Origin of the sequence: Paenibacillus wynnii, from assembly GCF_000757885.1 — a bacterium.
Taxonomy (GTDB): Bacteria; Bacillota; Bacilli; order Paenibacillales; family Paenibacillaceae; genus Paenibacillus_AQ; species Paenibacillus_AQ wynnii.
The window spans coordinates 317,464-344,384 of record NZ_JQCR01000002.1; the positions used below are offsets into that span (position 1 = coordinate 317,464).

The window sequence follows — 26,921 nt, forward strand, 5'->3', positions numbered from 1 at the left end:
CATCTTTTTCACACACTTAAGATAACCTGTATTTCACATTGAATTTGATGTATACTAGTTAAAAAAACGTTAATGGAGCAGGAGCAAAATGTCTACCAAAGAAGAAATCATGAATTCACTAAAGAATGAAATTCTTACCCTGGCGCTAAAGCCCGGCACAATACTGAGTGAGACCGTCTTGTCCGAACGCTTTCAAATCTCAAGAACCCCATTGCGTGATGTGCTGAAACAACTCAGTCTTGAATCCTATACCGATATCTATCCTAAAAAAGGAAATCTGGTTTCATTTATTGATCTAGAGTCTGTTGAACAGATTATTTATTTGAGAAGTGTTTTGGAAAAAGAGATTATAAAGTATCTTTCCACCCATCTCTTACTCAAAGGTATGCATGAACTTAAGGAGATATTGGATAAGCAGCAAGCCGTCATCCATCAAGAAGATGCTGCGGAACAATTCCTTAACCTGGATGATGAATTTCACAAGACCCTGTTCAAACTTGCCGGGCGGGAATTCCTGTGGAATTTAATTCAGCAATCCAATGTGCATTATGTAAGATATCGCAGGCTGCATATGCTTAGGAAGGAAAAACTCGAGGCCATTTACAAAGAACATCAAAGTATTCTCGAATATATGATGAACAAGGAAACTGATAAAATCGATGAGCTGATCCATCACCATCTGCGGGAAGATATTAATACGTTGTATTTGCAAGAGAATTTCTCTGAATATATCAAAGCTTAGATCTCGTATGATTCTCGAGTCATCCGAATCTTGGCGAATAAATGTCGTCTTTTTATGGTACATCGTTGCCTGGGCATCATTTCCCTTCAGCGGGGCATGAAGACCAACTTGCCCATCAATAAAGACCATGTTATAATACTGAACGAACGTTCGGTATACTTTATCAACTGGAGTGATAGACATGAACCAGAAACAGCTACAAAGTGAACAGACTAAGAAAAAAGTTGCGGGAGCATCCCGAGCACTGTTTGTTCAAAAGGGCTATAAAGCTACCTCAATCGAAGATATTGTAGGTGCGACTGGAAGCAGTAAGGGCAATATCTACTACCACTTCAAAAGCAAGGAAGGTCTGTTTCTTTATTTAATCGAAGAGTGGGACCGCGAATGGAGCCTTAACTGGGAGCAAAGCGAGCACCTCTATAAGACATCTGTAGAGAAGCTCTACGGTATGGCCGAACACCTGGCCAACGACGATTTGAACCATCCGCTAACTAAGGCTGCCGATGAGTTTTTCCATCATGAAGAGAAAACCTCTGAGGTAGAATCCAGAATGAACGAAATGATGACTGGACATCTGGAATTCAATCGGAAACTGCTGCAAGAAGGAATGGATCACGGCGAATTTGTCCCGAATGATGCTGAACGTCTTGCTTATATACTGGAAGCTCTCTTTTTCGGGGCGAATCAATTATCACGGCGAACCCATACTCCCGAAAAGACACGGGCACTTTATAAAGATGCAATTACAGTCTTTTTAAATGGTGTTGCCTTTAAATAAAGAGCACTTTGAAGTGAAGTCCTAAGCTGCTCTACGTTCAATAGAGTTGAATACAAAACGAACGTTCAGTATTATATAATGTGGAGGCTCAAAAAATGTCGTTACTTCTTAGAAATCGTGGGGCCTTGGCTATTCTCATGCTTAATATCTTCATTATTTTCACTGGGATTGGGCTGATCATTCCGATTATGCCCAGTTATATGAATCTGCTTCATATTAATGGAAGCCTGCTTGGTCTCTTGGTAGCGGCTTTCTCGATTACACAACTCTTGTTCTCGGCGATTGCTGGGCGACTTTCCGACTCTATCGGCCGCAAAAAGATTATTTTAGCCGGTATGCTGCTATTTGCCCTCTCGGAATGGATGTTCGGCGCCGTTAGTTCGATACCTCTCCTCTTTCTAGCCAGAATGTTGGGCGGTGTCAGCGCCGCACTTGTCATGCCCGCCGTCATGGCCTATACGGCCGATATCACAAGTGACGAAGAACGCGGCAAAGGGATGGGCTTTATTAATGCGGCCATTACCACCGGCTTCATTATCGGCCCAGGAATTGGCGGATATCTGGCGGAATTCGGTGTTCGGGTTCCCTTCTACGTAGCCGCGGTAGGTGGATTACTTGCCATGACGGTTACCGCTTTATTTCTCCCCCAAGTTTCGAAGACCGGGCATACCAAGGATATGAATGCTACGGACAACCAAGCACAATCCGGTCTGCTACGGCAGCTTGCCAGTTCCTTTCATGCTCCTTATTTTATCAGCCTGATCGTCGTCTTTATCGCTTCCTTCGGTCTAGCGAACTTTGAAACCGTCTTTGGTCTCTTCGTCGATCATAAATTTGGCTTTACGCCAAAGGATATCGCCTTCATCATTACATTCGGTTCGATCTCCGGGGCCATCGTTCAGGTTACCATTTTTGGTTGGATTATTAATCGCTTCGGAGAGAAAAAAGTCATCACGGTTAGCCTCTTTATTTCCGCTCTCTTCATCTTCCTAGCGGTGTTCGCCAACACCTTTTGGTTAATCGTTGCCGTCACATTCGTTTTATTTCTCTCGATTGATATTCTGCGCCCCGCTATCGGCACACAGATGTCCAAATTCGCCGATAATCAACAGGGCTATGTAGCAGGGCTAAATTCAGCTTTTACCAGCTTGGGTAACATTGTGGGTCCCTTGATAGCGGGAGTACTATTTGACTTCAATATCTCCTATCCATATCTAGTGGCTGCAATCATTCTAATATTTGGATTCCTGATTTCCTTTAAATCGAAAGAGGTTCCTTACAATCAATATTAAATAGCTTCTAATCCACGTGATACTGCTGGCTTTATCTCAAAATTGGGGGTTGACCAAGAGGCTTGCCTAACCTAAAAGAGAGAACCCGTTCGTATACGGACAGAGCCAAATCCCCCATCCGCGGGCGATTCAATTGCACTTTTACATCTCATTTGGCGGAATCCATCATCCGAGGGCCATTCGACGGATTTCTTTGCTATAACGTTAGGTTGCATTTACCGTGTCTACTTATTAGTCTAGTTCATACAGTCCGCAGCACAGAGGTGTGAAGTGTAGAAGCTGGCGATCTTTATCCTCTACCCATGGTGTAGGGTATTTCAGCAATCACTAGATAAACAAAATGGATGTGATATCCCCGTATAACGGGCAGATACCACATCCATTTTAATAGTATCATATGAATTTGAATTAACCTTTAACCGAGCCGACGGGAAGTCTTTGCTGAAGGTTCTACAACGGAATTATCCCGGACAAAAAGATTATTGTTATCAGCGGGCATTCCGATTTTCAATATATGCAAGAAGCTATAACCGCCAAGGTCGTTGATTATTTATTGAAGCCTTTCAGCAGAGAAGAAATCCAGCTTGCCGTGAAGAAAGCTGTCAGTGCTATAGATAATGAACAATCGCTTCAGAAGGAAAATATACTTAAAGATCTAGAGAAAGAATCGAACAGTTCCCATGCAGATCTGCAGACACTTCTCAATCTTATATTAGGTGTTCACCAGCAGCCAATCAGGAAACCATCATAGCAATTGAACCGCCGGCGGACGATAACCGATTATGGTCTCTATTACCATTTCAGTTTGGACAATCAGGCATCCGATGTTCTATTATGGGATCGAGTGCCTGATCTGCTCTTTTTTCTGGAATCTGGAAATACACCCAAGGTAGTTGAGCTTATCCATGACTTCTTTGCCTTCTATATTCGCCAGCCTACAGTGACCATATCCCAGCTGAAGGACCAGTCTCGGTCCATCATTGTTGAGGTAAAAAACTAATTTCAGTCTATTTTCCCGTTCAGGACAATGAAACTTCCTCTATATATATTGTACTTGAGATTTACTCTTAGGGAGTGTGGTAGCAACTACGGTAAATGTGTACTTCGAACTCCCAACCACAAGCAGCCATACGGAGGTGTTCATGTAGGACAACGCGGGAAGAACGACTCAACAGATTGGAATGATGTTCTCGAGTAACGGATTATTACAAGTTTGTTTTAGATCCAGTTTGCTACCAGGAGTCTGAATCCGTGGCAAATAAAATTTAGAGGGAAAATCCCCCTGTAAATCACATATAAAACCTTGTAATCAGCATTTTGAGGGAATTATTACCTCTAAATGCAAGAGAATTACCCACATGGAGGCTTTTTGAGGCTAAAACCTAAATGTAGAGGAAATTATTACCACTAAATAACTCGATAGGGGATTCAAACCCTAAATTAGTAGGAAAAATTCCTACTAAATAAGCTGAACAAATTTGGAACTGTAGGCGCGATACCAACTGCCCGAAAGCTTTCCGTAGGAAAGATCGCTCTGAAAGCATGAGCTGTATCCGGATTTCAAACGCTATAAACCGGGTTAAATCTAAGAAAATCTTACGACAACAGCGGCCGGAAATCCAAATCTTTACTGTAGTGACGCCTGAGCCTTATGTTAATATCTTAAGTTCATCCTATATTGTTTAGAATCGGTTCTAAATGTATCCTTTGATTTGGAAGAACTTCAGAACTATTTTCAGTTTTATTTTTTATTAATCCGAGCTACCTGAGTTTTTTATTCAAAGAAAAGACCGGAGAGAATTTAACGGACTACATTAATAAGGAACGGATTGAACAGGCTAAGCTGCTATTAAAAAACAGCAATGACAAGGTGTATAAAGTGGCCAAGGCTCTTGGTTATGATAATCCCAAATACTTCTTTAAACTGTTCAAAAAAGTGACTGGCTTTACACCCGAGAAATATCGCACTACGCACATAAGCAAATCAAACCATAAATGATGGAGAGTTGTTGTATAGCGCGACTCTGGAACTTTAAGAGGCGAGAAATAAAGAAAAGCTGCCACTCCTAATCATTAGGAGATGGCAGCTTTATTCATGTTCGCTTAGCTCGGCTGTGCCTACAGATTCCAGATGCGGTACAAGATGACTGCCGCCTCTGCACGGGTGAGAGTATCGTTCGGTGCAATCTTGTTATTCTTACCAACCACGACTCCAGATTTGACAAGGAACATAGCGCTGTCTCTGGCATAGTCGGAAATGCTCGCTGCGTCAGGATAAGCATCTAACGATCCGCTGGCATTAACAGACTTGCCAACTGCTGCTAACGCACGTACTGTCAGCACCATCATATCTTGACGGGAGATATTGTTGTTGGGTCTGTACGTATTATCTTCAAAGCCCGTAGCAATCCCCATTTCCTTCGCGATGACCAATTCATCATAATAATAATCGGATGTTTGGACATCGCTGAACATGGTTTCATTTTTTCCTGTTTCTTTCAATTCAAGAGCTCTTACGAGAAGTGCGATGAAGTCTGCTCTCTTGATAGAATCTGCAGGAGAGAAGCTGTTGTCGGCGGTTCCTTTGATAACCTCGCGGGCTGCCATAACGTCTATAGCTTGTTTTGCCCAAGATACGTTTTGTAGATCTCCGAAGGTTTTCACATTTGAGGCTATCGCATAGCTGCTGAAGTGTGTCGTTTGGAACACAACCCTTTTAGTTGCCGCTTCATATCGACTGTTCGGAATCGGTGTTGCGTTGCCTTTGCCATCCATGTACCAAACGACGATAAGATCTGGATTGCTAAGCTCCTCTGCTGTCGGTGTGTAAGGAATGGCTACTGTTACAGGCGCAGTAGGGTTGTTCCATTCAATAACCTTGTCGCCTGCTATTACGTTCAGATCAATAACCGGATGGTTTCCAATCCGTTCGCGGGTAGCTGCATCCAAGTTGTCCGTGGAGGCTTTGTCTACTCGAATGGATACCTGCCCAGCATTTTCTGTCGCATTGGACAACATGTTGCTTGGAATTTGAATGGTCGCATATTCGGTCTTTATCCATAGCTCGAAGTTTTCTTTACCTTTCAAGCTTTGAGTCGGCAATTGAACCTCATACCCTTTGGCGTCTGCTTGCTTCGGCACTTCAATTACGATTTGTTTCTTGCCGTTTGCTGCTGGGGTAGCTTGCTCAAGCGCTTTTTCCATGTTGTCATTGGATATCGTGCCTTTCACGCGCCCATTGTCGGACTTCACTTCCAGCTTGATCGTAACAACACCATCCTTGTTAATGCTAAAAGGTGCCGTTGTTGGGACCGGTGTTGCCGTTGTCGTTATCGGTGTTGGTGTTGGTTCCGAACCCGCAGGTTTACCTGTGAGAGTAAGTACGCCGTAAACGGATGTGTCCATATATCCAGTGCCGGTCGTATCGTTCCATGTAGCAACACTTTGACGAGAGCCGTCTTTAGCGTCATTGATCTGTACATCGAAACCGAGCTTTGTATCGTTTGCCGGAGTTACCCATTGAAGTGGAATCTTCACCTCAACCGTATAGTTTGTTCCGGAAATCTGGGTAGCCGATTCGAAGCCTGTTGCATTACTTGACGGTTCAATTGTAGTCTCGTTGTCAAAGTTGACTCTATATTGTCCGTCATCCCCTTGATAGAACGTTGTTCTCGCATGGTTTTGGTCCACGAAGATTTCGACGGAATCCTGTTCATATGCGTTTACGCTACTTTTATTAAGCTGAGCATCGTTAACCTGAATCATAAGATAAAGATAATGATCATCCCAGAGAGCTTTCGCTTCACCGTTAGCGCCTTGCCAAGCCATCTGATAGCGATTAATCGACATTGCAGAAGCTTGGTTCCAAACCGTATCAACAATCCCGTCTACTACAGGCGTTGCATAATTAGCGGTCGACTGATTTGCATTTACAGTATCAGGCGTATGTTCTGCAATAAATTTATTGGGGTCGATTACACCGTAGTAAGCTGTTTTGGCCTGCAGGTTACTATCAAATACCAGTGGATTTTGAGAGGCTCTCCAGCTCGTAGCGTCATTCAGTCCCCAGAATGTCACGCGTGAAATATTAGCTGCGTGAGCCTTGAAGATATTCATCAATTGCGCATATAAATAGCCCTGGGCGTTTGCTTGTTGCTCGGAAATCTGAGAGTTGCTTCCGGCCGTAAGGTCAAGCTCAGATATGCTTACTTCTACGCCCAAGGAAATAAACTTCTCCAAGGATAGTTTTACATTCTCCGGGTTCGTGTTTAGATTGTAGTGCGCTTGCATGCCTACTCCGTCAATAAGGAGTTTGCCAGGGTGTGTCAGCGCATACTTATCATTGATTTCTTTGACCATGCTGTAAATAGCCTGAGCTTTGTTTTGGTTATCCTCGTTATAATCGTTGTAATATAGCTTGATATTCCAATCGGAATGCGCGTCCAGTACTTCTCTTGCAGCCAGGAATGCCTGCTCTACGTAGTCTGTCCCGATGGCACTTTTCCAAGGGGATTGACGCAGCGCTGCTTTCCAATCCGTTGGGTTAGACGGGTTATCGTTCATCACTTCATTAACTACATCCCAGGAGATCACACTGTTGCCGTAATGCTCCATGACCGTTTTGATATGGGTCCGCATATTGTTGAGAGCTTCATCCCGACCCAATGGGATCGTATTGTTGTCAACATCTGTTGTAGTATTGAGCCATACAGGTGTCTGCTGATGCCATACCAGCACATGCCCATGCAACTGAAGTCCTTCAGCCAGAATTTTATCAACAAGCACATCCTCCGAGCTAAAGTCAAAGATGCCTTCCGAAGAATACGCCTGATCCGGTTTCATTGCGTTTTCCGCTGTAACGACATTGTGATGCATCTTAAGAAGATCAAGTCTAAGACCCTCCAGATCTGCCGCCGATACCGCATTTCCGATCAAGAAGTCGTTTTGATAAGCATCTTTAATCGGAGTTAAATCTTTCTGTACGGAGATCGTGCCCGAGCCTGTTTTTTCAAAGCTAATATCATCGATATAGAAAGATGCGGTTGCATTAGAGCTTTCCACATAGATGGTCAAAAATTCGTCGCTTACAGTGGTATAACGGTAGGTTCCTTGTAACTGAACCCAATCATCGCTTGTGCTGATTGTCTTTGATGTAAGGGTATTATAACTTGCACTGGTATTACCAACCTGCGTGGAAAGACTAAGTTGTGAGCTTGCGGGCGAGATCATCTTGACCCAGAACGAAACCTTATATTCGTAGCCCTTATCAACATATTTCTCCACTCGCAATGCCGGCCCATGCCACGTATTGGTTCTGCCCTCTACTTTCAGAGCGTATGCACCGTCGATGGTATGATTCGCTTCATTGGAGGCGGTCAGCGTTTCAGTACCTGCCCTGCCTGCAAAACCGCCTGCCGTTTGATCCTCAAAAGTTACAGTGGTAAAAGGTAAAGCCGGGTCTCTAGATGGCTCTGGTGTTGGTGTTGGGGTTACCGTAGACGCCTTCTCTGTGATCAATACATCACCGAGGTAGAACGGAACTGTCTTCCCGGCATCATTCGATTGAACGCGCAGAGTCGTATCTTTGCTCGTGTCCACGGTAAATTCTTTAATTAAGGTAATTGCTTTGCCTGCTTCATAATTTACGTTTGCCAAAAGGCTATAGCTGCTTATGGTCTGAAGATAAGCTTCTGCGCCGCTAGGCACAGTCACATCAGAATCAACATAAACGGATGCGGTCACCGTATAAGTTTTGCCGTTTACCAGGCCTATGTCGCTGAATTTGAAATCAGCCGCGTCCCAGTTATTTGCTCTGTTGCTTACATATAAAGCTGCGCCGTCAGCATTGCCGGCAAAAACTTTATCGGTGACAGGTGCTAAGCTAGCACTGCCTGCTTGGGTTGCAACGCCTTTGCCACTCGCAAAGCTTTCGTGATAAACCGTTACCGTATCGGATGGTACTGTCGTATCCGGTGCCGGTGCCGGTCCTCCAATCCAATTGGCAATTTCGGATAAGGTTGTGCCCATTTGTACGTAATAACGGCCCATAGCATGGTCACCTTGATCCGGATAACCCACTTTGAAGGAGTACTTGATGCCGTTAGATGCGGCTGCTGCTTGAACATCCGCATTGAAGTGGCCATAAGGGTAAGCCAAAAGAACAGGATCTTTGTTCGTAATTCCTTTAAGATAAGTATTAGCTTGGGCTAATTCGGCCGAAGCTGTTGCCTGTGTCATGATGTTCCATGTATTGTTGGCATGGTTAACCGTATGATTCTGGATACTAATATTCGGGTGGTTTGCCGCCAGATCTTGTAATTGTGCAAGCGACATGCTGTAGGTACCCCCGATCCAGCCGGTAACAATAAATGCAACGGCATTCATTCCGTATTGATCCAGTATCGGAAGAGCGTTGGTAACAAAGTCGGGGGTCCCGTCATCGAATGTGAGCAAGATGGGTTTGGCAGGCGGTGTTGTGACACCGGCTTTAATATTCACATATTGATCCGCAGTCAACGTCGTGTAGCCGTTATCATGAAGATATTTCATGGTGCTTCTGAATTTGTCCACGCTTGTATGTGTCCATTGATCCGTCGCAGTATCGACAATCCTGTGATACAAAATTACGGGAATATCCTGTGCCGCAGCTTCCACAGCCAAACCAAACCAGCCTGACGGAATTAGCAAACCGGCTGCTAGTAAGATCGAGATGACTTGTTTAAGCACTCTACTCATTTGTTACATTCCTCCTCCAATAATTTTCGAAACTTTTCTTACAGTTACACACCTCCATTGCAACCGCTTACATCTATGCTTACACCATTTTACATCTCCGTTCCTATCCACTGACATACTCATATTAAAGGTGTTACCCCCCCCAATTATAGGAATAATACGGATGCAAAAAAAACAGCCTGCCGTTTGGCAAGCTGCTTCGATAATACCTACCACTTAATGGAGTAGGCCCAAATCTCACTTCTTGGTGTTTGTCAAGCTGAAATATTCTGATAAAATCCCCACTAAAACTTGCTTATATTCGTTTTTATCATATGAAGAGTTATCCACTTTTTTCTTGGCTATCTTTATACCGTTAAATATTTCTTCTTCCAATTCCCTTCTTGCCTTTAGAACCTGCAGAGTTCCTTCTAACCCATGGTAACCCTGCTTTTTTCCAAATCCTTGGTTTGTATAATATTCAATAAATCCCTCTGACCATTCTTTAGATCTTTCCTTAACCGTCTTTCTAAAAGAACCATCAAGATCGATCTGTTCTACATAAATCAACAGTGGATTCAGTTTGTCCACAATAGATGCCAGTTCTGCAACATAACTTATGACGTTTTCTTTCTTTGCATCATATTTAATCATCCCCATAGTTACAGGGTTTTGTATAAAACAACAATCAAAAATATAAGTATCTGAGCCATTCAAAACGTTCTCCGTAAACTTCTTCCATCTTTCTGTTATCAGTTTTCTATTTTGATCTAGCGACAATTCATAGACATCATTTTTAACAACTGCATGGAGCAAATCATCTGAAAAGCCTGACCCGTATTCATTTTTTATTTTTCGATATTCTAGGAAGTAATGGTTACCTTCCTTAATGCTCCGATCACTTAACAAATCTCTAAACATTTCATGGGTACTTAATAATTTATCGAATTCATCTTTCTGAAAACAGGCGACTCCATCATAATCAGCAGGGTGTTCCAGATTTCCCTCTAAAAATAGCTGCGATTTAATGTTCATCTCCGTAAGAATTTCATGAACGAGTTGAGCCGTTGTTGTTTTCCCGAATCCTGGTAACCCCTCAATGAAGACTAATTTTGATCTCATAATAAAGTCACTCCATTCACTATTAGGAGGATAAGCAAGAAAGAATCATAGAGTTGCGGTTTTCCAAGAAAATAAAAGCGAATACCATCAGGTATCCGCAGATTGGGTTTATGATACACCTTTCCCTGCTTACCCTGTAAGATTAAAAAAAGCATGCCAAAAAAAATAGTGTATTCACTATTACAGGCACCCTTTCGAATTGTTAATCTTTACAGAGTAGTCCACATGATAAGGTTTATGCTCCTTTGTATGCATCTCTAATATTTAGATTAACATTGAGAATAGATAAAAACAATCAGGGACTTTCCGTACGAATACCGGTATAAAGCCTTTCGCTCCTATTTTCCGGCATTTCCGCCTGTTTCAGATAAGGTGCTACTCTCGCGAACAGGGTGGCAAATGAATAGGTTCCGTCAGATTGTTTAGCATCCGAAATAATGTAACGTTTGACCATAAGGTCTCCCACAGCAGTTATTTGTATTTCCGTCACCGTTATCCACCCTTTTGTCATTTTCATTAGAATATGGCGGAAAGGTGTTATAGATTATTCTTTCCTGAAGTTAAATACATTTTTTGTATAATTTTCTGCATCCTTAATAAAGGTGAGTTGGCAGCCACCACGAAAAACCTGCCCGTCACTTTAATAAACGGTTTGGAGATCAATTATACTTTTTAGTTTTTTCACTTACTGCCGCTGATCAAATAATTAATGATCTCTTGGTTAACGCTATCATATTGCTCATGATTAATTCCATGGCCCGCGTTAGGAATGATTTTATACGTAATCTGATTCAATTCCAGCTCCTTGATTGAGGATGGATAATTGCTTAACTGGTCATATTCGCCAATTAAAAACAGTGACTTTTCCCTTATGATCGCCAGCTCATCCTTTGTAAATTTCCTATACTTGTGAGACATCATGGATCTATTATTAAAATACTTTAGCAAGTAAGTCCAATGAGCCATAATCTCATTGTTTTCCTCAAAAACTTTCGATGAGTTTGGAGCACAGAGTTTTCTTAAGAGTTTTTTCGTTGTTTTTTCGGAGGCTGGCAATAAAGCTTCGGGTAGAAAAAGCATTGCCATTCGAAGCATATTTACTTTAACTCCCCCCGCCATCCCTACTACCTTGTTCACCTTACTTGGATTGGTTATTGCAAAATAATTGGCAAGATAGGCGCCGTTGGAAACACCCGCAACGTTTACCTTATCTAAATGAAACCACTCTAGAACTTCGTTTATCCATACGGATTGGTCGAAGTTCTTATAATTATCATTAGGAACACTTTTTCCGGGCCCCCCCATAGTATCAATCGCTATCACATAAAAATGCTTCGAAAGCTCTTGAATGTTAAAGATCCACATCAAAGCGGAATTATCACCGACTCCATGGAATAACAGCAGTGGAGGATTCTCTGGAAAACCTGCAACTATTACATGTGTTGAACCGAAAGTAGATGATATATCCACTTCCTGAATAGTAATTCCCCATTGATCCAGTAACTTTTGGTAGGAAGCATAAACAAGACTTTTACCTTGTACCTTTTTAAATGGGTTAATACTCATGTAACACCACTCCTTCTTTTAGGCTTTTATAAAAGTATATAGGAAAAGCCAACTCTCCTATATTTTGGAAAATGGCAGCTTTGTGAATGTTTGCTAGTAATCAAACGTCGTTTTTCTATGCTCTGGCTACAGCTAACGTTTGTCTTGAATATATTATCTTGGAAACCAACAGCGATTCCCAGATCTTTCGCGATGACCAACTCATCATAAGGATACATGAATAATTTTCCTCCACTTACAAACACTACGGTAAAAAGGGAGGTCAATGCTTTATGTGTCAACGCTTTTCCATGGCGGCCGAGTTGCCGAAGGTTCAGGAGCATTTTCAGATCGATCGGGTGATGTACTTCTATAAAAACCGCTATAACATTAGCCCAACGCAGCATATGCCAGTCGTGCTACAGCAGAACGGGGAGCGAATTTTGGATGAATTCCGCTGGGGATTGATGCCCTTTTGGGGAAAAGATGCGATTAACGCAGATCTCAGGAATGTGCATCAGAATTCGGGCTACCGCAGAATAGTAGACAAGCAGCGGTGTATTATCCCGTGCAACGGATTGTACTATTGGAAAATAGAAGGGAAGAAGTCCTATCCGGTGCGGGTGGTCATGAAAAACCGCGGCATGTTCGGGGTGGCCGGTCTATACGAAATTTGGCGGGATACACGTGGGGAACCGCTCCGTACCTGCACCTTGGTCATGACGCAGGCCAATCCGCTAATTGGGCAATTTCAGAGCCGGATGCCAGCGATTCTATCCCCGGAGGAAATGACCCAGTGGCTCGATGAGAAGACGAACAATCTTAATGCGCTTGATTCTATTCTACGTCCCCATTCGGCAGAAGAGATGCATGCGTATGCAGTAACGCCACGGATCGATGACGGCAACGACACCGCTGAATGCATTCGGGAGATGGATCTGAAGCATGCGTGGGTAAAGTCCTAATGATCCCCGACTTTTTGATAAAAGGCCAACCCGGCAAAAGGTTTGGTCTTTTTTTGTTTTTATAGGTTCATATTTAAATCTGATGTCAGATTGAATAATAATCCATAGTCCATTCCAGTAGTACCTTCCTCTTACTAGTGCTGTCCCATAAGCCATGAAGTGGCTGCTTGGGACACCCTCTTTTTTGAGTAGGATTATGTTGGGATTAATAAAACCTTTAACAAAGGGCAATCTAAAAAAGAATTAACTTGTTGGGAAAAATACGAACATAAGAAAAAGGAGTGGACAATATTGAAAGTAGTGGTAACCGGTGCGGCAGGTAAAATCGGCCGATGGGCCGTAAGAACAATCTTAGATGCCGGTCATGAAGTTATAGCTTCAGATAAAAAATTAAGAGAAGAATCTGCTTCGTTAAATTTCGTTCAAGCTGAATTACGTGACTATGGTCAGGTCTGTCAGCTATTAATGGGATGTGATGCCGTTGTCCATCTAGCGAATATCCCTGCCGATGTTAGGAATACATCCCAGGCTATATTTGAGAATAATATGTTGGTAAATTTCAATATCCTTGAAGCTTGCAAGGACTTTAAAATTCCTAAGCTTGTATGGGCATCAAGTGAAACGGTATTGGGATATCCTTTTGTACCGGAGGAGCTTAGTTATCTTCCTGTGGACGAAGAGCATCCAACTTTAGTTAAGTCATCCTATGCAATGGCAAAGCTATTGACTGAACAACTGACAGGAATGTATCACAATCTTACTAAGCAACAAATCGTTACTCTTCGTTTTGCAAATATGTATGAGCCTGATGAATATGAAAAGATCCCCCCTCAGCATTGGAATGATGAGGAAAGGGATATTCAAAAGAAAAATGCATGGGCTTATTGCGATGTTAGAGATGCTGCTAAGGCGTGTCTTCTTGCAATAGAGAAGAATGATCTAGGAAATCAAGTATTCCATATAACCGCTCCAGATACAATTATGCCCGATCTTAGTCAGGACTTAGTAAAGAGATTTTTTCCAAATGTAACTTTAAAGAGACCTGTACAAGAGCATGAGACCTTAATGGCAATAGATAAGGCCAAGAAAATCCTTGGTTATGAACCACATCATACATGGCGTTCTGTTCTGAATCATGACGGCACAATGAAGGCACTTCCTGAAGACCAGCTTGCTTTTTCAAGCGTATAAATAATCATCCAAAAAAATCAGCCCCGCTTCAGGGGCTGATTATAATCTAACGTTCCATCGCTAAGAGATACGCGGATCACAATATCCTGGTCATGATTGCCGAATCCAGCCCCGTAGAGTGTCAATCCACCTATGTTAACGGCCTGCTCGTCAACCGCGAAACGAAGCGTCCAGAACGGTTCCGGCAGCTTTTAATAGTTGTGATAATAGTGTCGAACGGATCTAATTCCAGGGTTTGTTGTCCATATTCCGTATCAATAGTAGTTTTTTGCAGTTGATCGCTATTGTTGATAACTACGAGCATTTTACTTTCCGGATAATAAGCACACTCTGTATATAAGTTATCCGTAATGTACTTCGTTTCATGTAACTCATCGCCCGCAAATCGAATGATATTCAGCAGCAATCGTGTGTTTTCAAAGCTGAATTCGAAAGAAGGAAGGTAGATCCCCTTACCTTTACCAAAAGCATGAGTAGATAGTGTTAGGATACCACCTGTTTCATTCACTACCGCAGCTGACCCATCTGTAAGATAAATACTATTCTTAGGCTTGATGCTGGCCCCTTCTGGCACCAAACCATGCTCGTCATGAACCTCATATGTCCATCTTCCATGAGCTACTCTGGAGCCTGAATCTTCATCTAGACCGAGGACATGTGCCATACGGAAAAAGCTGTCATACCCCTCAACCGCCGAAGGCTGGTTAATACCGATAAAGGTACCGCCCTCATACACCCATTTGGTCAAGATATCCACGACCTTGTGGTCATCCCAATGCTTGCCACCGCTCCAAGCAGAACCTGCTGAACCGGCATTGATCACTACATCACAATCTTGCAGGTTGCCCTGACGGATATCTTCGAAATCAATGAACTGCACCTCAACCGGCAATCCGGATAAAGCCTCATTAATATGAATCAAATCATGCATATACGTTTCATGGAAATGGCCGGATAATGTCCACGATCTCAATTTTCCCCAAGTGTGTAGAATGGCTACCTTCGTCTTAATCTGATAAGGTTTGCCTTGTTGATGCAGTTCTTTAATTTCTCTGAATTCATTAGCAATCTTCTCGATATAATCACAGAAGTCCGGATAAGACTCTACTAGATGCAAATATCCGCCCAGTCCAATCCGGTCAATAGGCTCCCGCAAGAGGGCGCGCCGAATATTAATCCAGTACTTTTTGGCATCCAGCGTGGGGTTGCCCCCCTCCATAAAGGTAGGAAGCCCGCCTAACCCAACCGGAAATAAGTAGGGATGCAGCCGAATCTCATGCGTATCCACTTTCACCCCTGAACACAGCCTTGCCTCAAAACCGGAGAATACACATTTAATCATCCCGTCAAAGCCAAACTCTCCAAAGCGGTCATTGTAAGGCTCTGCTCCAACCCAACTGTCATCATAGAAGACGTACGCCAGCTTGTCATGCTTATGCACAATATCAATACATTTCTTGCCAAATTCGATGACGAAATCATTGATAAATGCCATATAGTCGAGCTTGCGCTGCTCAGCCGGGATATGGCTAACACGGTATTGTCCACCATTCACAAAATCCTCAGCCGTCAGTGAATACCCATATTTCTTGGCGAACAGATCAAGCGCTCTTGAACTTACCGTAAAGTCGTATGAACCCCAGTCAGAGAACAGATGGCGATTGCGGTCACTACTGCCCCAGATCCAGGCGAAATTATAAAATAAAGAGGTGAACCGAACAACCGTGGTTTCCTTATGCTGAACACACCAATTCTCCATCCATTCCAACAGATACTTTTGAGTATCTTCATAGATCGGATCAATTTGCATCAGATGCTCTTTGTCCCAATGGTTAGTCGTATGGTTATACATCGAAATCTCTTCCCAGATCCGGTAGGCCATGAAGCTGACCGTGTATTTATGCCAGGGAACAATGCCACTAATGACCACATTTCCCGATTCCCGTTCATAATTCCACTGCTCTCTTGAAACTTCTTCCCCGGTCGTTCTATCAACAACCTGCCAATACTTAAAGGCCTCTTTGGAATCATTCACTCTGAATTGTTCAGCAAAAAAATCCTCCATCAGATAGATGGATACATAATCTTGTACAGCTACCTTCGGATGGGTAATTAAAAAACACTGCTGCAGCTTATCCAGATTCTGAGACGCCCACTCGTTATGATCTCGGATGATGCAAATTGTAGAATAAATACCGTACCCAGCGTTGATAATCTCATCTGACAACTGCGTGCCGTCACTGTCACGGATGACATCAGCACCCCAACGTTCAGCTAATTGCAGGGTCAGCGCTTCATAACCGGATTCTCCCGGTAGTGTAAAGGCCCCCGTTGTTTGTCTGGTCAAATGGATTCCCTCCTATTCAAGCATATCAGATAGAAAAGCCAATGCTAAGCCTTGACCCCAGCCCTGAATCCAATCTTTTGGAATATTACAGTATCCTTCCCGATCCTTCATAACCGCCGTTCCGCCCGACACACCCAATACTCGTCCATCTTCGCTGATATTGTCCAAGATGCCTTTTAGTGCCTTTTGCACATATTTGATATGCAGCGGATTGCCGTTATTGATCATAGCAGCTGCGATCCCGCAAGATGCGGATACTTCTTCATAGGAATCCTCATCATCCAGTACCGTCCGCCACAAGCCGTTCTCCGTTTGAACAAGCTTGAGTGCTGCCAACTGATCCCGAAGCGAACACTCCACGTCCATACACTGCGGATACAAGTACCATTCTTTCAAAAGCGGTTTGACTTGGGACATGGTATACGCACCCCAAGCATTTGCTCTGCCCCAGAATAATCCTGACATGTGATCCTGCTTGATGTTATTGTAGCCGTGGTACCAAAGACCGCTACTAGGGTCTTGCAGGTATTTGATATGCCAGTAATATTGATTCAAGGCATCCTGGATCATGTCCTGATCGTTCAATTTACTTCCTACGCGGAGCAGAAAAAATGCCGCCATAAATAAAGTATCCGCCCAGGCCTGCTCCGGAAAATCATTAGAAACGGATACAGTATGCTGTAGCACCTTGTCTTCGAACCGGAGTGCATGGTTCTGGAGGTAGTCCACCTTGCTCATCACAATATCCCAATATTTCTGGTTTCCTGTTTCTTCATACAATGTAATCAGCATATGGCCCATGGCACATGTATTTACCGTCCAGCTTGGCAAGCCCAATTCGATATATTCATCTGCCCATTGGATAAGCATATTCAGATACTCTTTATTCCCTGTGGTTTGATAGGCTCTGGATACACCATAATACGCCACACCGCAAGGCCATTCCCATGTTAAATCCATCGCCATTGTTTTTCTAACGACTTTATCGATAACGCTTAATATCTCTTCCTTGTCATAAGTTAATTGAAGCATCTTTGTTCTCCTCTCTAATCGCATACGCCCCTCTAAGAGGCTCATATCCGTCCGTCTTATTGCAAACGCTTTACAGACTCTATTGTAAGCAGTAAAATGATCAATATCTAAGCACTTTCGCAGAAAAACTGCGCAATTTCAACCATTTATTCTTTATATTCAATTCAACTCAAATCCACGAAATGGGAGCAGGAGCATCGAATATGCCCAGAAAAAAGAAGCCCGTCATTGAATACCGCCACTACAGCTTGCCTATCCATTTCCCTGTCTTGCTGTTGAGCGGGGAACGATGGAAGATTTCCGATATCAAAAGCGAACATCTCCATTTTCATAACCATTTGGAGATTGGTATTTGCTATTCGGACAGCGGTATCATGGAGATCAAAGGAGAATCCGTACCTTTTACAGCCGGCGATGTGACCTTCCTTCCCAGGTATCTTCCCCATACGACGTACAGTTCGCCAAATACAGCCAGTCTGTGGTCCTATCTCTTTTTTTCGCCAGAGGACCTCTTCCAACATTCATTCAAAAGTCCTTACAACAACTTTGAGCCGAATTTGTGGGCGGTAAAGGGAATGAACTGTATATTGAACAAGGAGAAATATCCTAAGGTTTATACACTTGCTACATCGATCGTAGAGGAATTACAACAACAGAAACCTTACTATCAAGAAAATGCTTACGGCTTATTGCTATCCCTTTATATAGAACTCCTCAGAATTCATTCCACGAATGAAGGATTGGCCGATCAGGAAGCAGAGCATGGCCTGAAAAGCGATTTTGTGATTTCTCCGGCTCTGGAGTTTATCACTAAGAACTATATGACACCCATGACCATCGATTTCCTGGCTGATCTGTGCCACTTAAGCACCACTCATTTTCGCAGAAAATTCCATGAAATCATGGGGGCTGCACCTCTCGATTTCCTGAGTAGCACCCGAATCGAAGAGGCCTGTAAGCAGTTAAAAAGTTCGGATCAATCCATTCTTTCGATCTCCGAACAAGTTGGTTATCCTTCCATTTCCAGCTTCAATCGATGCTTCTCCAAGCTAATGGGAGCTTCGCCAAAAAAATGGCGGAAAGGGGCACAATCCGAAGCACAATCAGCGAAAGCTTCTATTCTGGAGTTTACGGGGTGGGTTTAATGTAAAGAAATAAAAACACCTCGAAAAGAATTCGAAGTGTGTGAGGCAATTCTTAAATTTTCTAAGTCTTAGCTAGAGAAGACGAATTATTCCAAATTCATACTTGCAGCAGACTTATGAATTTTCATGAGAGCTTGTTAGGCACATTATCATAAAAATATGAATTACTCTCATATTATGCCCGTGCTAAAAGAGTTTGTCTCGCATTTCTAAATGCATGCTCAGAATCAGCTATTTTATTTAATGGATTACTGAACGAAATTCTAAAATAGCCTGATCCTTTGAATGAGCTACCAGGTACAGTAAATACTCTATAATTCTTTGCTAAGAAATCACAAAAAAACTGATCATCTTGGATGGGTGACTCTGGAAAAATAAATATTCCTCCTTCAGGTACAGTGACATTGTATCCGGCTTTTTGAAGAACTTTTACCATAAGATCTCTTCTTTCTTTATAGGGAGCCGGATCAACTTTCAAGCTACTCATTTCTGATATCACACGTTGTACAAACACAGGAGCATTAACAAATCCTAATATACGGGTACTATATATTATTGCTTCTAAGATAATCTCCTTAGCCTCTAATTTCTCAGGTAAAACAATATAACCCAGTCTTTCGCCAGCAATACCAAAATCTTTACTAAACGAACCAATGTATATAAGTCTATTAAAAATTAAGAATGGATTACATTGAGAATCACCATAAAACAATTGATCATATGGGGAATCAAAGATTATATATATTGTAGTTTCAAAATATGCTTCAGATTCTTCAACCAACCTATTTAGTTTCTTTAATTCCTCTGTATGAAAAGCTTTCCCTGTAGGATTATGAGGTGTATTAATAATGATGGCACGAGTATTGTGAGTTATACTTTTAGCTAATGCCGAAAAATCAATACTAAAATCCGAGTCTAATTTTACATATATCGGTTTTCCACCATAATTAGTAATATAACCGCTGTACTCTGAAAAATATGGGGTAAATACAATTACTTCATCCTCAAAATTCAATAGACTATTATGAATAACATTTAGTGCACCTGCTGCGCCAGCAGTCATAATAATATCAGTTAATGTATGATTGGTATTATATTTATGATTAATATGATCAGCCACAACTTCTCTTGTTTTAGCTAAGCCTTGATGTTCAATGTAGGAATGTTTACCTGAAGTTTTATGATTTAAGATTTCAATCCCTTTTTGTGTGAATTCAACTGGAGGCTCTACAATAGGGTTGCCTAAAGAAAAATCAAATACGGCTTCTTTGCCATATTCCTTTTCTACTCTTTTGCTCTCCATAAACATTGCACGAATAGCCGATGGTGTAGATATTTTTTCAGACACTTTATCAGAAATCCAATTCTTCATTTAATTTTCCCCTAATTGATCTTTTTTCTAAATATAAAAGAAACAACATACATAAAGAATAAATTAGACTGAAGGCTGAAATGATAAGCCAAACATTCTCAATGTCTATATTATTTATAAAAATCCCGGTCAAATATGGACTTATGGTGTATCCAAGGCATCCTACAAAGAGCAGTAAGCCATTAAATCTTCCTTGATGAGTATCAGGTACACGCGAAGCTATATACAGATTAATATTGGTTTGAATTAATATTTCTCCAACTGTCCAAAGAATTGTTGAAAGAGCGACAATTATAAAATTAGTAGAATAATCAAGCAATCCTAATATACCAAACCCTAATCCGTAGAATATGGCACCTATGGCTATAGAGTTTATTGCAGTTATTTTTTTTGTTATAGATAAGATGAGAGTAGTTAATATAATGACACACATAGCATTAATAGTCATAACAGACCCATAATAGGCTGCTCCATTCTCACCAAAAGAACTATTCATTTGAATAGGGATACTGAATGATGCTTGCATATAAATAAAGTAGTTGAGAAAGGATATGATGATGAAGTATGCAACCAAAGGCCTTTTCATTATTATTTTTAATATTGGAGATGAGTTATGCTGGGAGTTGTGATTGTTCAAACTCTCTTTTTCAAATTTCGTAAATACTTTGTCATCCACTACTTTAACTAAGCTTATGATTATAATCGTTGAGAGTAGGAAGACGATACTAATACCTAGAAATACAAAGTTTATGTAATCTCGCATAAAATATCCCGCTACAAGAGGTCCAATAGCTATACCTAAATTTGCTCCTAAATACATCAAAGAGAAAGCAGATTTCCTTTCTTTTTCTCCCGTAGATAGTTTAATCAATAAAGAATTATATGCAGGACGAGTAACACTGATGGAAAACATTACTATTATTAAAATATAGGCCACTGCAATTGTACCTGACCAAAAAATGCAACTCATTATTAAGATAGAGGATAGGAACTGTCCACCAACTATGATTGTTTTTTTGCCCATGATGTCACTAAGATATCCACCTAATAACACACCTGGACCGCTTATCAAGGCTGCTAGTGAAACAAAGATTCCCGCAGATACTACGTTCATACCTAATTGTAAAGTTAGATATAACGTAATTAGAGAAAATACAAAGTCTCCAATGCTATTAATAGTACGCGCTAAGCAGAGGAAATAAATTTCTTTTGTGAGGCCCGCATATGTTTTAACTAAATTCAACGAATCCCCTCCTCTGCATTATTTTCAACTTGAATATAAAATCGATCATACATATCTAATAGAGTATTACTTAGATCTTCGAAAGAATCTCCTTCAACAATTGCAAAGCCTGATCTAGTCATTGTATCTTTAACATCTTTTACTTTCTGTCCAACTTTATAGGAAACATTAAAATCTATTAGGCCTTTTATATCTTTAAAATCTTGTATTCCAGATATCTTTTCAATGATGCCCGCGCGGGTAGGAAAACATATCATACCCGTGTACTTATTATCTGTCTGACATCTGTTATATTCAAACACGCCTAATTCTAAATCACTAACGGCTTCAAAAAAATCAATTCCATGAGTATTTTTTATACATGGAGGCATTACCTGTGCCCCACCAATTCGTGCCCCAATTTCGCCAAATACAACTTCTCCTTCGGGAGTTAGAAATAATTCAGCGTGTGTTACAGAATTATTGATACCTAATGCAGAAATAACTTCGTCATTCACTTCTTTTATAAGATCAATATATTCAATCTTAGAACCTTCAGGAATTGTTATGCTTGCAGGTGGCTTATTACTCGTGGCAATTTCTAGGCAATTGTATAAATACTGAGACACTGATGAAAAAACCACTTTCCCTCTTGAAACAATAGAATCACAATGAAACTCTTTTCCATTTATAAACTCCTCAAGCAAATCCTTCTGATGTTCTTTTCTTGTATTCTCTAAATAATATTCCAACTCGTTCATACTAGAAATTTTATAAGTATTAATAGTCCCAAAGCCACTTAATGGTTTTACAATGATCGGAAACCCATTTTCTCCAACGAATTCTATATAATCACTAACCGACAATGCGATTGCAGTAACAGATGTTCTAATACCTCGTTGATGCAACATTTGTTTCATAATCCATTTATTTCGTACAGCTTCTGCTTGATTTCTTTGTAAACCTGGAATACCAAAAGTTGAGCGAATTTCTCCTCCTATTTCAATAGCATTTTCACCTGGAGTTAATAGAGCTACAATTTTATGATCCATTCTAATTTGTGCAATATGTTCTTTAATTCTGTCTAGAGATTCTAAATAATCTATATATCTTATTTCATCAAAAAACTCACTGAGCACATGTTCATTTTGAAGGTTGTTTTTTTCAATAATAAGTATTTTTGTGTAGCCTACAAATTTCTTTAACGGCTTAATAAAGTTCAAAACAAATGGCAATCTGAAATCTGATATGTATACTATTGTTTTCATAAATCCTCCCTCATTTCAAACAAAAATTTGGATAATTATTCATTGCATAACATTATATCTCATATTGTTTTATTTTCAATGATTTGTTTTACATATTAAATTTTAATTAAAATATATATAAATTATAATATTAGTAATTATTTGACAATTACTATATTTGATAATATCATCAATATCAAACTAGACAATAGGGAGGATATGGAAATTTGGAAACTATTAAAAGTAGATATGCTATTTTAGGTACACTAGGAGACAACGAAGGTTATTTAACATGCAGTATGCATGTAGCTAAAAGTATGAATAACGCTGATACAATCGTACCCTACCCTCTTTTTGAAGAGGCTGCCAAAGATTTAAAATCTGAAAGAATTTCTTGTTTATTAGTTCCCGGTGCATATCCTAAAATTAACAGCTTTATAATGGATTCCGAATTAGAGGTATCTGAGAGTTTTGTTAAGAAAATCCCTGCTTTAGTTCTGTGCGGTTCTAAAGAAGATTGTCCAACAACTATCCATATTATTTTTCATCATCCAGCGACTACGTATTTATTATCAGAAATTAGTACTAGCTATAAAGAAAATATTAATGTCTCATCCAATCCTGAAGCTTGTAGAATGGTAATTGATAACACAGATTGTTCAATTGCTATTTCAAACCAACTTTGTGCAGATCATTATGGACTTTCAACTTACAAAGTTTTGCGTAAGGGAATAAACATGCCATGGGTATGTTTTATTAAAAAAAATCAAGGAGTGAAAGTGGTCATATGAAGAGAATAGCCATTATTTTAGACAAAAATCTTGAAATAGGTGCTGCATCAAATGTGGCTGCTTTATTGATGGGTCAGGCATCCCTTAAGGATCCAAATTTATATTCTGAAGTACCTGTATTGGATAAAAATAACGTGCAACATGCCGGCATCAAATTTAGCACAGTCATTCTAAAAGCTGGGGAGAATCAACTTCTCAATTTAATTAAATCAATATCAGAGGATACACCTAACTTGAATAGCGTTGTGTTTTCACAAACTGGTCAATTCTTAAATAATGCTTTTGATGAATATTCTTTGGAAATATCTTCAAAAGAAACTGAAGAAACAAAAATTGTTGGAGTTATTGTTTGGGGAGAAGACGAGTTAGTTCGAATGGCTACTAAAAAGTATAGTGTTCTAAAATAAAGCTTTGAAAAACAAAAAAATCAAAAGCAGCCTGTAGCCGAACTTTTGATTCTTTTTGGTGAAACAGTAATATTAATTCTGGATTAAGCTAGCATCGAACGGGGAGTTTATGCGGACACAGTGGACCTCTGTCCGCATGCTTCAATGGATTTGATGAGTCCGATCGTACCGATCGAGATCTATAAATCTTGCAGTAACAGACCGCGTACATTTCAATAGCTCCGCCGGCGTCCCTTCAAACAATATTTCTCCGCCTCGTGTTCCTCCGTCTGGACCTAAATCGACGATCCAATCGGCATTTTTGATTACATCTAGGTTATGTTCAATAACGATTACCGTATTCCCCTTGTTTACCAGCTTGTCCATAATCGCAAGTATACTTTTTATATCTGACATATGGAGCCCCGTCGTCGGTTCGTCCAGAATATAGATGTTGCCTTTTTTATTAAATTCCTTCGCAAGTTTTAAACGCTGGCATTCTCCGCCGGATAGTGTATTTAGCGGCTGTCCCAACGTCATGTAGTGCAGTCCGACATCATTGATGCTTCGCAGCTTGCTTTGTATTTCTTTGGAATCAAAAAAATGGACGGCTTCCGCAATGGTCATTTCCATAATATCGACTATGTTTTTACCCTTGTATGCATACTGCAGAACTTCCTGTTTGTACCGTTTCCCCCCGCATTCCTCACACGGAACATCAATTGTATCCATAAAGGACAGATTAATCTCAATGCTTCCGGTTCCTTTACATGCCTCGCAGCCCCCTTCGGAATTGTAACTGAACAACCCGGCACTGACATTATTTTCAGCAGCAAAGCATTGGCGGATGTAATCCATCACTCCTGTAAATGTAGCAGGATTCGAGCGGCTATTTGCGCTTACGGCGCTCTGGTCTATTCTAATGGCTTCGCTGAATTCTTTAGCAAAAACCTCATTGACCAATGTACTTTTCCCCGAACCCGCAACGCCAGTTACGACGGTGAGCAATGCTTTAGGTATGCGTAAACTAACATCCTTAAGGTTATGAAGATTACTTCTTGAGCTTTCCAAAAATTCCTTAGGTTCTCGAACACTATTTTTAATAGGAACACTGTTACCGAAGCATTCTCCAGTTAATGTGCCTGAACTCAGCAGCCCTTTATAATCTCCCGAATACACGATTTGTCCTCCATCTGCCCCTGCATGGGGACCGATGTCAACGATATAATCTGCTATCTTAATAACATCCGGATCATGCTCGACGACAATTACCGTATTCCCTTTGTCACGCAGCTTAATCAACAATTCATTGAGTCTGTGAACATCTCTTGGATGCAGGCCAATGCTCGGTTCGTCAAAAATATACATCACATCCGTAAGACTGCTTGTAAGGTTTTTGACCATTTTCACCCGTTGCGATTCTCCACCGGAAAGTGTAGCGGTTTCGCGCGTGAGACTCACATAATCAAGTCCGATATCTACAAGGTTTTGCAGCCGTTCTACCACACTTTTTACGATAGGAGCTGCGGCTTTCTCCTCGAATCCTTGAAGTACCTCAACCAGCTCGTCAACTTGCATTTCGGTAAGATCGTAAATGGAATAACCCAAAATTCTGGACGATAGCGCTTCCTCGTTATATCGTTTTCCTCCGCAGTCGGGGCATGTGCAGGTTGTCGTAAATTTTTCACTTTTTTTCTGATTGGCTTCCGATTTTTCTCTCTCCGTCTTAATATTCTGTCTTATAAACCGCTCAACCAGACCTTCATAGGTGGAATTCATTTCTCCATCGAGAAAATTTAGCGTAACCTTCTCAGGTTTGGCATAAACAAGTTTGTAATACTCTTCTTCTGAATACTCTTTAATCTTCTTGTCATTATCAAAATAACCTTGGTTGGCATACATTTTCCACATCCATGTACCGACTTTGAAGCCTGGAAGAAGAATGGCACCTTCATTCAAGGATTTCTCTTTGTCGATCGCTGCGTCAATGTTCAGTGTAACGATTTTGCCGATACCTTCACATTCCATACACATGCCACTCGGGTCGTTAAAGGAAAAATGGTTCGCATGACCGATATAGGGCTTCCCAAAGCGAGAAAAAAGCAAACGAAGCAACGAGTTGATGTCCGTTATCGTTCCAAGTGTTGAGCGGGAATTGCCGCCAAGTCTTTTTTGATCAACAACGATAGCCGTCGACAAATTGTGGATCGAATCCACATCGGGCTGACTGTATTTGGGCAAGAACTGCCGGACAAAGTTGCTGAACGTCTCGTTTAGCTGCCTCCCCGCCTCCTGTGCCATCGTCTCAAAAACAAGGGAGGACTTACCCGATCCCGATACCCCTGTAAATATAGTTATCTTTCTTTTGGGAATCTTCAAACTAACATTTTTGAGGTTATTTTCCCTCGCACCGACTATTTCTATATAATCCTGCTCCATGGTTTACCGCTCCTTAATTCCGATTATTTTGTTAATCAAAATAAAACAATTCTTCAAACTTCTTATCCAATGCAATACATAAAATCAAAGCCAATTTTGCTGTCGGATTAAACTGTCCCGTTTCAATAGAACTTATTGTATTTCTTGAGACACCCACCATTTCAGCCAATTGTGCTTGAGATAATTTTTGATCTGTTCTTGCTTCGCGCAGTTTATTTTTTAGAACCAATTGTTCACTCATCCTAATTACTCACCTTTGTAAGATATATCACTAAAAAAGAAATACTTATCACACATCCTGCGATGATTTTAATTAAATCCAATTTCCTTTTAGTTACTTTATATAACCCAAGACCTTCAAACCCCAGATATCCAAACATCATAGCTATTAATGCAGAATTGGTCTCTTGGCGATTATTATACAAATTGAAAACGGCCAAAATGCAAAATATAATCACCATGCCGATGACTCCGCTTTTTCTGCCCTTATCAAGTACAAACTCCTTTCCTTCATCTCTTTTTTCTTGTCTGCTTTTTTCTAATATCTCTTCCCTTTTCATAAAAAAGTCTCCTCTCAGATAAATAAGAAGA

Annotated in this window: 23 protein-coding genes; 11 read left to right on the forward strand and 12 right to left on the reverse strand. The window is 40.8% G+C overall.

Features of this window, described 5'->3' with window-relative positions:
* Nucleotides 1–88 precede the first annotated feature (88 nt).
* From PWYN_RS04305 to PWYN_RS30570, 6 genes are all read left to right on the forward strand, one after another.
* Entirely contained in the window at nucleotides 89–742 is a 654-nt protein-coding gene (locus PWYN_RS04305) for a GntR family transcriptional regulator (RefSeq protein ID WP_036648895.1), read from the forward strand.
* A gap of 181 nt (nucleotides 743–923) precedes the next feature.
* Entirely contained in the window at nucleotides 924–1,520 is a 597-nt protein-coding gene (locus PWYN_RS04310; RefSeq protein WP_036648900.1) for a TetR/AcrR family transcriptional regulator, read from the forward strand.
* Nucleotides 1,521–1,615: 95 nt separating this feature from the next.
* Nucleotides 1,616–2,812: an MFS transporter gene (locus tag PWYN_RS04315; protein ID WP_036648902.1), complete on the forward strand. Its 1,197-nt coding sequence runs from the start codon at nucleotides 1,616–1,618 to the stop codon at nucleotides 2,810–2,812.
* Nucleotides 2,813–3,326: 514 nt separating this feature from the next.
* Nucleotides 3,327–3,563: a response regulator gene (locus PWYN_RS04320; RefSeq protein ID WP_036648905.1), complete on the forward strand. Its 237-nt coding sequence runs from the start codon at nucleotides 3,327–3,329 to the stop codon at nucleotides 3,561–3,563.
* A gap of 3 nt (nucleotides 3,564–3,566) precedes the next feature.
* The gene (locus PWYN_RS04325) at nucleotides 3,567–3,812 is read left to right on the forward strand and encodes a hypothetical protein (protein WP_036648907.1); all 246 of its coding nucleotides are present in this window, start codon (nucleotides 3,567–3,569) and stop codon (nucleotides 3,810–3,812) included.
* Between the two features lie 750 nt (nucleotides 3,813–4,562).
* A complete protein-coding gene (locus PWYN_RS30570) occupies nucleotides 4,563–4,811 on the forward strand; it encodes a helix-turn-helix domain-containing protein (RefSeq protein ID WP_084146586.1) in 249 nt (82 codons plus the stop codon).
* A 119-nt stretch (nucleotides 4,812–4,930) separates the two neighbouring features.
* On the opposite strand, the gene PWYN_RS04330 is transcribed toward PWYN_RS30570, so the two are convergent.
* The 4 genes from PWYN_RS04330 to PWYN_RS04345 form a co-directional block, all read right to left on the reverse strand.
* The gene (locus PWYN_RS04330; protein WP_084146587.1) at nucleotides 4,931–9,547 is read right to left on the reverse strand and encodes an endo-1,4-beta-xylanase; all 4,617 of its coding nucleotides are present in this window, start codon (nucleotides 9,545–9,547) and stop codon (nucleotides 4,931–4,933) included.
* Nucleotides 9,548–9,784: 237 nt separating this feature from the next.
* Nucleotides 9,785–10,648 (reverse strand): P-loop NTPase family protein, encoded by an 864-nt coding sequence (locus tag PWYN_RS04335; protein ID WP_036648909.1) that lies wholly within the window; start codon nucleotides 10,646–10,648, stop codon nucleotides 9,785–9,787.
* Between the two features lie 295 nt (nucleotides 10,649–10,943).
* Nucleotides 10,944–11,138, reverse strand: a complete 195-nt coding sequence (locus PWYN_RS04340; protein ID WP_036648911.1) for a CapA family protein — start codon at nucleotides 11,136–11,138, stop codon at nucleotides 10,944–10,946.
* 191 nt (nucleotides 11,139–11,329) lie between these two features.
* Nucleotides 11,330–12,214, reverse strand: a complete 885-nt coding sequence (locus tag PWYN_RS04345) for an alpha/beta fold hydrolase (RefSeq protein ID WP_036648914.1) — start codon at nucleotides 12,212–12,214, stop codon at nucleotides 11,330–11,332.
* A gap of 272 nt (nucleotides 12,215–12,486) precedes the next feature.
* On the opposite strand from PWYN_RS04345, the gene PWYN_RS04355 reads away from it, so the two are divergent.
* A complete protein-coding gene (locus PWYN_RS04355; RefSeq protein ID WP_036648919.1) occupies nucleotides 12,487–13,158 on the forward strand; it encodes an SOS response-associated peptidase in 672 nt (223 codons plus the stop codon).
* A gap of 300 nt (nucleotides 13,159–13,458) precedes the next feature.
* Nucleotides 13,459–14,349 (forward strand): NAD-dependent epimerase/dehydratase family protein, encoded by an 891-nt coding sequence (locus PWYN_RS04360; RefSeq protein ID WP_240479746.1) that lies wholly within the window; start codon nucleotides 13,459–13,461, stop codon nucleotides 14,347–14,349.
* A gap of 130 nt (nucleotides 14,350–14,479) precedes the next feature.
* Here PWYN_RS04360 and gnpA read toward each other — a convergent pair whose 3' ends face one another.
* Together gnpA and PWYN_RS04370 are read right to left on the reverse strand one after the other, a co-directional pair.
* Nucleotides 14,480–16,696 carry a 1,3-beta-galactosyl-N-acetylhexosamine phosphorylase gene (gene gnpA, locus PWYN_RS04365; RefSeq protein WP_052087739.1) on the reverse strand — a complete coding sequence of 739 codons (2,217 nt, stop codon included), beginning with the start codon at nucleotides 16,694–16,696 and terminating at the stop codon, nucleotides 14,480–14,482.
* A gap of 12 nt (nucleotides 16,697–16,708) precedes the next feature.
* The gene (locus tag PWYN_RS04370; protein WP_036648924.1) at nucleotides 16,709–17,728 is read right to left on the reverse strand and encodes a glycoside hydrolase family 88/105 protein; all 1,020 of its coding nucleotides are present in this window, start codon (nucleotides 17,726–17,728) and stop codon (nucleotides 16,709–16,711) included.
* A gap of 203 nt (nucleotides 17,729–17,931) precedes the next feature.
* On the opposite strand from PWYN_RS04370, the gene PWYN_RS04375 reads away from it, so the two are divergent.
* Nucleotides 17,932–18,873, forward strand: coding sequence for an AraC family transcriptional regulator (locus PWYN_RS04375; RefSeq protein WP_036648927.1), 942 nt, complete (start codon nucleotides 17,932–17,934; stop codon nucleotides 18,871–18,873).
* 175 nt (nucleotides 18,874–19,048) lie between these two features.
* Here the strand turns inward: PWYN_RS04375 and PWYN_RS04380 are convergent, their stop codons facing one another.
* The 3 genes from PWYN_RS04380 to PWYN_RS04390 are packed head-to-tail and all read right to left on the reverse strand — an operon-like array spanning nucleotide 19,049 to nucleotide 22,735.
* Nucleotides 19,049–20,245, reverse strand: coding sequence for a pyridoxal phosphate-dependent aminotransferase (locus PWYN_RS04380; protein WP_052087740.1), 1,197 nt, complete (start codon nucleotides 20,243–20,245; stop codon nucleotides 19,049–19,051).
* On the reverse strand, nucleotides 20,226–21,488 hold the full coding sequence (locus PWYN_RS04385) for an MFS transporter (protein WP_036648930.1): 1,263 nt from the start codon (nucleotides 21,486–21,488) through the stop codon (nucleotides 20,226–20,228). Before PWYN_RS04385 ends, PWYN_RS04380 begins: the two co-directional genes overlap by 20 nt.
* Complete coding sequence (locus PWYN_RS04390; RefSeq protein ID WP_036648933.1) at nucleotides 21,485–22,735, reverse strand: ATP-grasp domain-containing protein; 1,251 nt, start codon at nucleotides 22,733–22,735, stop codon at nucleotides 21,485–21,487. The genes PWYN_RS04385 and PWYN_RS04390 overlap by 4 nt, the downstream gene beginning before the upstream one ends.
* 206 nt (nucleotides 22,736–22,941) lie before the next feature.
* Between PWYN_RS04390 and PWYN_RS04395 the strand changes: the two genes are divergently transcribed.
* Together PWYN_RS04395 and PWYN_RS04400 are read left to right on the forward strand one after the other, a co-directional pair.
* Nucleotides 22,942–23,505: a type 2 periplasmic-binding domain-containing protein gene (locus PWYN_RS04395; RefSeq protein WP_036648936.1), complete on the forward strand. Its 564-nt coding sequence runs from the start codon at nucleotides 22,942–22,944 to the stop codon at nucleotides 23,503–23,505.
* Complete coding sequence (locus tag PWYN_RS04400) at nucleotides 23,502–23,912, forward strand: DUF2000 family protein (protein WP_036648938.1); 411 nt, start codon at nucleotides 23,502–23,504, stop codon at nucleotides 23,910–23,912. Before PWYN_RS04395 ends, PWYN_RS04400 begins: the two co-directional genes overlap by 4 nt.
* A 141-nt stretch (nucleotides 23,913–24,053) precedes the next feature.
* On the opposite strand, the gene PWYN_RS04405 is transcribed toward PWYN_RS04400, so the two are convergent.
* From PWYN_RS04405 to PWYN_RS04415, 3 genes are read right to left on the reverse strand one after another with little or no spacing between them, the layout of a single operon-like run.
* The gene (locus PWYN_RS04405) at nucleotides 24,054–26,330 is read right to left on the reverse strand and encodes an ATP-binding cassette domain-containing protein (protein WP_036648941.1); all 2,277 of its coding nucleotides are present in this window, start codon (nucleotides 26,328–26,330) and stop codon (nucleotides 24,054–24,056) included.
* 31 nt (nucleotides 26,331–26,361) lie between these two features.
* Nucleotides 26,362–26,571: a helix-turn-helix transcriptional regulator gene (locus tag PWYN_RS04410; RefSeq protein ID WP_036648943.1), complete on the reverse strand. Its 210-nt coding sequence runs from the start codon at nucleotides 26,569–26,571 to the stop codon at nucleotides 26,362–26,364.
* A 1-nt stretch (nucleotide 26,572) separates the two neighbouring features.
* Nucleotides 26,573–26,890, reverse strand: coding sequence for a DUF6442 family protein (locus PWYN_RS04415; RefSeq protein ID WP_036648945.1), 318 nt, complete (start codon nucleotides 26,888–26,890; stop codon nucleotides 26,573–26,575).
* Between the last annotated feature and the right edge of the window lie 31 nt (nucleotides 26,891–26,921).

Bases quoted from the DNA above. Each gene is read 5' to 3' on its own strand.
- PWYN_RS04305 (WP_036648895.1), top strand. From the start codon at position 89: ATGTCTACCAAAGAAGAAATCATGAATTCACTAAAGAATGAAATTCTT.
- PWYN_RS04310 (WP_036648900.1), top strand. From the start codon at position 924: ATGAACCAGAAACAGCTACAAAGTGAACAGACTAAGAAAAAAGTTGCG.
- PWYN_RS04315 (WP_036648902.1), top strand. From the start codon at position 1,616: ATGTCGTTACTTCTTAGAAATCGTGGGGCCTTGGCTATTCTCATGCTT.
- PWYN_RS04320 (WP_036648905.1), top strand. From the start codon at position 3,327: ATGCAAGAAGCTATAACCGCCAAGGTCGTTGATTATTTATTGAAGCCT.
- PWYN_RS04330 (WP_084146587.1), bottom strand. From the start codon at position 9,547: ATGAGTAGAGTGCTTAAACAAGTCATCTCGATCTTACTAGCAGCCGGT.
- PWYN_RS04335 (WP_036648909.1), bottom strand. From the start codon at position 10,648: ATGAGATCAAAATTAGTCTTCATTGAGGGGTTACCAGGATTCGGGAAA.
- PWYN_RS04345 (WP_036648914.1), bottom strand. From the start codon at position 12,214: ATGAGTATTAACCCATTTAAAAAGGTACAAGGTAAAAGTCTTGTTTAT.
- PWYN_RS04355 (WP_036648919.1), top strand. From the start codon at position 12,487: ATGTGTCAACGCTTTTCCATGGCGGCCGAGTTGCCGAAGGTTCAGGAG.
- PWYN_RS04370 (WP_036648924.1), bottom strand. From the start codon at position 17,728: ATGCTTCAATTAACTTATGACAAGGAAGAGATATTAAGCGTTATCGAT.
- PWYN_RS04375 (WP_036648927.1), top strand. From the start codon at position 17,932: ATGCCCAGAAAAAAGAAGCCCGTCATTGAATACCGCCACTACAGCTTG.
- PWYN_RS04380 (WP_052087740.1), bottom strand. From the start codon at position 20,245: ATGAAGAATTGGATTTCTGATAAAGTGTCTGAAAAAATATCTACACCA.
- PWYN_RS04390 (WP_036648933.1), bottom strand. From the start codon at position 22,735: ATGAAAACAATAGTATACATATCAGATTTCAGATTGCCATTTGTTTTG.
- PWYN_RS04400 (WP_036648938.1), top strand. From the start codon at position 23,502: ATGAAGAGAATAGCCATTATTTTAGACAAAAATCTTGAAATAGGTGCT.
- PWYN_RS04405 (WP_036648941.1), bottom strand. From the start codon at position 26,330: ATGGAGCAGGATTATATAGAAATAGTCGGTGCGAGGGAAAATAACCTC.
- PWYN_RS04410 (WP_036648943.1), bottom strand. From the start codon at position 26,571: ATGAGTGAACAATTGGTTCTAAAAAATAAACTGCGCGAAGCAAGAACA.
- PWYN_RS04415 (WP_036648945.1), bottom strand. From the start codon at position 26,890: ATGAAAAGGGAAGAGATATTAGAAAAAAGCAGACAAGAAAAAAGAGAT.